The sequence below is a fragment of the Dysgonomonas sp. PF1-14 genome (genome assembly GCF_029892965.1).
In the GTDB taxonomy this organism is placed as follows: domain Bacteria; phylum Bacteroidota; class Bacteroidia; order Bacteroidales; family Dysgonomonadaceae; genus Dysgonomonas.
This window is the reverse complement of record NZ_JARXWN010000025.1, coordinates 23,005-30,215: the sequence shown is the minus strand read 5'-3', so window position 1 is coordinate 30,215 and position 7,211 is coordinate 23,005. Positions and strand designations below refer to the sequence as shown.

Genomic DNA, 7,211 nt, shown 5'->3' with positions numbered 1-7,211 from the left:
TATATAATAATATTTTTATATCAAAATATAAATATATAGAATAGATGTCTATAAATTAAAGGTTTCTTAAAGCAATGGACGGGAAGCCTGTATATAGAACACAAGTTCGGGAAAGGTATTATTATCAAAATTTAGCCTGGTGTAAGAAACGCGAAAAACGTACGGTTTTAGGTAGCTCGAGCGAAGCCGGTCAGCATAAAAAGTATGGTTTCCATCTCTTCAGGAACCTGATCTGCTTACACCGGATTTTGTAAAACGTACTTTTCTGTGTTATAGTCGCATCGCGAGCGTTAAGGATTGCAGGGGAAATACTCGTAGAGATTGGAACGTAAAGCCTGACTAAGAAAAAACAAAAAGACAGGATTTCGAAAACCCTGCCTTTCCATCTCAATTATACATAACTATTCCTTATTTATTTAATAAGTTTTTCTTTTTGACCATTTACCTTTTCGATTGCTTCAGGAATCTTACTTGATGTAAGTTCATTGAAAGAAGTAATCAGGTCGTTATATTCCTGTTCTGTTGAATTAACTGTAAGCTGTGTGAATTGATTGCCTATTTCAGTCATGTTTTTAAATGCTGTAATGGCTTCTTGTGCTGAACTCTTGTAATTATTAAGTTCGGCAGGCACGCTTAAGTCATTAATCTTACTTAGTTCGCGATCTAATCTTACACTGGCAGTATCAACATCAGATTTGAAGCTCGCGAAGTCACCTTTAGCGATTGCCTGTTGAATTTTATTAGACAAAGTTACTTGCTCCTGCAAGGCCGATGAATATGCAAGTGTTAAGGACTCTTCCGGATTCACTTTGTTCTGAGAATTACAAGAGAATAGAATTACACATGATAGAATTGTGAGAAAATTTTTCATATAAAGTTTATTATTTAATTGTTATCAAAAAAGAGAAATCAACTTTAGAGTTGTCCGTATAAAAAGTAATTATAGCTGATCCCTTTTCAGTATTTGAAAGCCTAAAAGTTTTATTTTTACCATCTTTCGATATTGAACCATTTGTTGTTTTGATTTTAAGAGCATCAAATGATACCTCTTCTTCGTAGCTTATAGTCGATTCAACTCCAGCACTAAGGCTAATTGGGTATGAGATGTTATATTTTACTGCTCTGGCATCTCTTACTCCCTGATACAAAACGTATCCCTCAATAGAATTAATGTAATCATCTGTAAAGAATCTAGCTTCTAAAAATGTGTCTCCACTTAAATTAAATGAATATTCTGATAAAGGATATTTAAATACTCCTTTTTCATACCAACCTGCAAAAGAATAATTTGAATTATTCGAATTTGCTTTTATGGTACAAGTTTTATTAAACTCATATGTACCAGAGCCTGTAATTACACAATCTTCAATATTCGAACTTAAACTTAAATCAACATATTGTACTTCTTCATCTGAACAAGAAAAGAAAAACAGAACGATTAACGAATAAATTAATTTCTTCATAAATATAATTTTATTGTAAATAATAATTTTGAATTGTACCACCTCTGTCATACTTTACAGAATTGATAAGTATATAACTTTCTCCTCTGGTATTGCTAGTTCTACTTAGTGATACATTGGAGAAAGACACCCAGTCGGCAAAAATGTCATTTTTTCCTAATGGAAAAGCAGTTTCAAAAGAGCTATAAGCATTAAATGCTTGGGTGTAAGCACCTGAGTTAGTTTTTCTCTGACATACCAATATGGAATATCCCGGCGAATATGGCGTCGCATATGCGTATGAAACAGTATAAGTAACATTTACCTGCTCTGGGAAGTCATTGTAAGGGACTTCGCTACCATTGATTACCTTATACGATTCTATTTTATACGAATGGCTAGTCCATTTATAAAGTACAGCCGTAGTTTCATCCCCTCCTGCATTATGTCCGGAAGAAGTACGCCCACTTACTTTTGCTGAGAATCGGAAGTAAATATTTGCAATAAATCGAGCCTCTAATGTTCTGGTACTAGTGACAGTAAAGGAGTAGGATGTAGATGAAGATACTTTGGAATTACCTTCATACCACCCGTCAAACTTATGGTAGCTGTCAGGTGTAGCTGTTACAGTCGCATTACTGCCTATTGCATAAGAAGCCCCCCCAGAGGCATTTCCTCCAGTCGACGCTTTTACAGTAATCAATACCTCATTCAGCTTAAATTTAGGGGTAAGAGTTATGCTATTAGTGATAGTAAAGGAATATTCATTTGTAGAAGCAACCTTTGTACTTCCAATATACCAACCGTCAAATGCGTAATTTGGATTAACTACCGCCTTAACAGTAACACTTGTTCCATGATTATATGTGCCAGCACCGGTAGCAGTTCCACCTGTTGCAGCTTGTATTGTAACAACATACTTATTAATATTGAATTTAGCTGTAAGCGTAACATTGGCAGTAATTGAAAATACATATGTAGCATCGGAAGATAGTTTGGTACTTCCATTATACCAACCGTCAAATGTATAGCCAGTGATTGCCACTGCTTTTACTGTTACATTAGAACCATGATCAAAGCTTCCAGCCCCTGTTACAGTTCCTCCAGTCGGAGTAGCCAGAGTAACAGCTCTTTTTGCCAAAGAATAACGTGCCTCAATGATACGATCTTTCTGTACAGCAAATGTATAAGGATTTGATGTCGATACTTGTGAGTTATTCTCATACCAACCTGTAAAAGTATAGTTCGTGTTGGGAACTGCTTTTATAGTTGCATTTGTCCCATAATCGAATGTACCGCCACCAGTTTGAGTTCCGTTTACTCCGGATAATGTTACTGCATGTTTTTTTATAGTAAATCTCGCTTCTAAGGTTGTTTCTTTTAATACTTTAAACGTATAGGTATCCGATATTGATACCTGCGTTCCGTTTTCATACCATCCGGAAAAAGTGTAATTTGAACTAGCAGTAGCCCTAACGGACGCATTCGAATTATAATCATAGACTCCTGCACCAGAAACTGAACCTCCGGTCTGTGCATTTACAATTACATTAAATTTATTGACTGTGAAGCGTGCTTCATAAGTTGTGGCCTGACTTACTGCAAATGTATAAGAAAGTGCATCAGACACTTTTGTACTACCATTATACCATCCGGTAAAAGTATAGCCGGCATTAACTGTAGCTTTGATAGTTACATTCGTTCCATAATTATATGTTCCGCCACCGGTGGCAGTTCCTCCGGTCTGAGCATTAACAATAATATTAAATTTATTGATTGTAAATCTTGCCTCTAATGTTATTGTATTGGAAACAGTAAAAGTGTATGTCAGTGCTTCAGAAACTTTTGTATTGTCATTATACCATCCGGTAAATGTATAGCCAGCATCGGCTTTAGCTGTTACAGATGTTGTTACCCCATAACTGAATGTGCCACTTCCGGTAGCTGTTCCTCCGGTCTGCGCGTTGGCTACTACATTGTATTTATTTGCTGTAAATCGCGCCTCTAGGCTTACAGCTCCGGTAACAGTAAATGTATAAGTCGGGGCATCAGATACTTTTGTGCTACCACTATACCAACCGGCAAATACATAACCGGTATTAACTGTAGCTTTTACGGTGGCCGTAGCATCATGCTTAAATGATCCGCCACCGGTAGCAGTTCCTCCGGTTTGGGCGCTGACTGTAATATTATAACTGTTGGCTGTGAATTTAGCTATTAGGGTAACATCCTCAGTTACAGTAATCGTATATTCTAATGCTGTTGATACTCGCGTAGCACCATTATACCATCCTGCAAAGGTATAACCTGTATTTACAGAGGCTTTCAATACAGCTTGTTTACCATGATCATAAGATCCTGCACCGGTTACTGTTCCTCCAGTTTCTGCACTGGCCGAAACAGAGTAGCTTTTTGTATTAAATCGGGCTTGTAGTGTAATATTCTCGGTCACTTTAAATGTATAAGTGGCCGAATTACTTACTAGGTTACTACCATTATACCATCCGTTAAAGGTACTTCCGGTATCTGGTGTTGCTTTTAGGGTAACATCCGCATTAACGACAAATGTACCTGAGCCGCTTACTGTCCCACCATTGCCGGCAGTAGCAGTAACAGTATATTTAATCTGCTCGTATTTAGCTTCCAGAATCCTATCCTTTTCTACTTTGAAAGTATAAGGATTAGATGTTGATACCTGAGTATTCCCCTCATACCATCCTGTAAACTTATATGTACTGTTTGCATTTGCTTTAACCGTCGCATTAGTGCCATAGTCATAAGAGCCATCGCCTGTTTGCGTTCCGTTTGCTCCGGAAGTGGATACATTATATTTTTTCGGAGTAAAACGAGCCTCTAAAGTTGTTTCCTTTACAATCTTAAATGTATAGGAAAGTGATGTCGCAATTTTAGCTGCTCCATCATACCATCCGTCAAATGTATAATTTGCCGTAGGTGTTGCAACAATTGTAACATTTGAATTATAGCTGTAAGCGCCGGAACCGGTTGCAGTTCCCCCAGTTGCAGCATTGACAATAACATTGAGTTTATTTGCTGTAAATTTTGCTTCTATTGAACGGTTACCTGTGACTTTTACAACATATGAAATGTTGCTGGATATTTTTGTACCGTTTTCATACCAACCCTCAAAGGCATAGCCTGTTTCAGCAGTAGCTTTAATAGTAACAGTAGAATTATATTCATAAGTACCACCCCCGCTTACTGTTCCTCCTGTTCCGGCTGTAACAGTAAGTGTCATTTCCTTTACTTTGAAGCGGGCTTCCAACGTACGTTCTTTAGTTACAGTAAAGTTATAAGTTGAAGATTCCGAAACTTTCGTTTCTCCTTCATACCAACCGATAAATTCATAATTGGCATCAGGTATAGCCGTAATAGTGATATTTGAATTATAATCAAAATTTCCGCCTCCGCTTACTTTACCTCCCGGTTGTGAATTGACGGTAATAGCGTGTTTACCTGCTGTAAATCGTGCCTCTAGGCTCACAGTCCCGGTAACTGTAAATGTATATGTAGGTGCATCAGAAACTTTTGTACCTCCATTATACCATCCTGCAAAGGTATAGCCGGTATTAGCCGTAGCTTTTACCGTAGCTGTAGCATCATGTTTAAAAGAGCCGCCACCGGTGGCAGTTCCTCCGGTCTGGGCACTGACTGTAATATTATAACTGTTGGCTGTAAATTTCGCAACTAATGTTACATCTTTTGTAACAGTTACCGTATATTCGGCCGAAGTTGATACTCGCGTAGCACCGTTATACCATCCTGCAAAGGTATAACCTGTATTTACTGAGGCTTTCAATACAGCTTGCTTACCATGTTCATAAGATCCTGAACCGGTTACTGTTCCTCCCGTCTCTGCTGTAGCTGTAACGGTGTATTTATTTGTAACAAACCTAGCTTCAAGGTTTATTGATTCAGTTACAACAAATGTATATACAGGATTGTCAGAAATCTTTACTCCATTATCGTACCAGCCACCAAAACCATATCCTGTATCTGATTTAGCTGTTACAGTTATTTCCTGCCCCTTTTCAAAGTTTCCCCCGCCGGTTACTGTTCCCCCTGATCCGGCTGACAAGGAAACTTTGCCTTTTACTACTACCTTAAGAGGCAATTCCTTTTTCTGTTTAAAATCATCAGTAACAGAAATAGTATAATTGCTTGTACCCAAAGTAGAGCCGGTTATATAAATTATATTCGTTCCGCCTGTATAATGTATTGAACCGCCAACACCTATACTTGTACCTCCGAAATCGAATTTATGGGCTGTTCCTGATACAGAATAGCTTAATACAAATTGTCCGGAGTAATTAGTTTCACTCGTTGTTAATGAAACTTGCCCTTTCTCGCCTTGAATGAGATTTAACGTTGCTGCGCTTAAAGATATATTCAATGGAGAAATTGTGGCCTGTACTGTAACATTTATTTCTTTGGTCTGGTTATTGCCATCAGTAACCGTAATTTTAAAAGTATGGCTTCCTTGTGTCGCAGGAATATAGGTTATTTTGTGAGTTCCCTCTGAGAATAATAATTTAGTCCCGGAACTGAAACTTCCTGAGCCCGAAGTTTGTTCTAATTGAACATCAAATAAACCTGTATAATTAAGTTCTGACAAAGACAAATTAAATGTAGCTTCCTGATTTACATTTACACTTACTGAACTCTTATCAATAGTAGCTATAATTGGCTTTACGGGCTTCTTTACCACAAAAACAACCCGCTTTGTTTTTTCTTGTTTGTATTTATCCTTAACATACAGGTCTAAAACCCCCATAGCCTCTTCTTTTGGAGTAAATACAGATACATTACTACCATTTTTCAAGGTAAACTCAGAACCTTGTTTTACATCTGAAGAATTAATATTCAGATTGTACTCCTGCATATTTACAGACATTCTGTAAGATGCTGTATATTGATTTTCTTCAAAAATATCTGCTTCTTTTATATTGATTGTAAAAGAAGTTTTATCATTGATAGGGGTAGAAATTGTGTCGCTCTCAGTTTCGATGTTCCATTCAGGAAGATTTGCTTTTGTCTTAACATCTGCATAGGTTTCGTTATTCCACTTGTTTACAAAAAAGAAACGTATAACACTCTCGCCCTCTGTTCGTGGCAGATATGTAATTTTATTTCTTCCGGCAACTAGCCTTGTTTTTCCTATCTCTTCTTGATTATTTAAAAGCACTTCTCCGTTATACACTTCGCCTGTGCCTTGTACCACCTTAGCATATGAAACGATGCTATCGCCTGTCATTACTTCAGCTTCTTTTATAATCAGGTCAAATGTCTGGCGTTTATCTATTAATGGTTTATCACTGAAATTCTCGGCATAAACAGAATAATAATCACTTGTAGTATTTATTATGATACTGGCTTTCTTTTCTACAAGCTGATTTTTTATACTGATTACAAAATCTTCGCTGATTGTTTCTGTTGGTACATATGAAATAGATATAACAGAACTATTCATTTTGTTATATACATCTTTCTTTAAGATCAATGTATCGACTTCAGCATACATTACCTTACCACTTTTAGTAGTAATTTTAAATTCCATCGGGTAATTGTTATTGGCATCTACCTTTTGTACTTTAAAAGTGAATGTAATAGGTTTACCAACAAAACCGTTCATTTCATTAACAGGAGATTCAATTTCAAAATCGAGATCTACCCCGTCGATGTCTGTTCTATTACATGAAAATAAAACAGTGCTTAGTATTATAAATATAAATGCTAGCTTTTTCATTGTTG

General features: G+C 36.8%; 3 protein-coding genes. All 3 read right to left on the bottom strand.

What is annotated here, in order from left to right; translation table 11 throughout:
• Nucleotides 1-412 precede the first annotated feature (412 nt).
• From M2448_RS19470 to M2448_RS19460, 3 genes are read right to left on the bottom strand one after another with little or no spacing between them, the layout of a single operon-like run.
• Entirely contained in the window at nt 413-871 is a 459-nt protein-coding gene (locus tag M2448_RS19470; protein ID WP_280647867.1) for a hypothetical protein, read from the bottom strand.
• A gap of 10 nt (nt 872-881) precedes the next feature.
• Nucleotides 882-1,463, bottom strand: a complete 582-nt coding sequence (locus M2448_RS19465) for a hypothetical protein (protein WP_280647868.1) — start codon at nt 1,461-1,463, stop codon at nt 882-884.
• Between the two features lie 10 nt (nt 1,464-1,473).
• Nucleotides 1,474-7,206, bottom strand: coding sequence for an InlB B-repeat-containing protein (locus M2448_RS19460; protein ID WP_280647869.1), 5,733 nt, complete (start codon nt 7,204-7,206; stop codon nt 1,474-1,476).
• Nucleotides 7,207-7,211: the final 5 nt, after the last annotated feature.

Excerpts from the sequence above, each read along its gene's own strand:
- M2448_RS19460 (WP_280647869.1), bottom strand. The coding sequence starts at position 7,206 with ATGAAAAAGCTAGCATTTATATTTATAATACTAAGCACTGTTTTATTT.
- M2448_RS19470 (WP_280647867.1), bottom strand. The coding sequence starts at position 871 with ATGAAAAATTTTCTCACAATTCTATCATGTGTAATTCTATTCTCTTGT.
- M2448_RS19465 (WP_280647868.1), bottom strand. The coding sequence starts at position 1,463 with ATGAAGAAATTAATTTATTCGTTAATCGTTCTGTTTTTCTTTTCTTGT.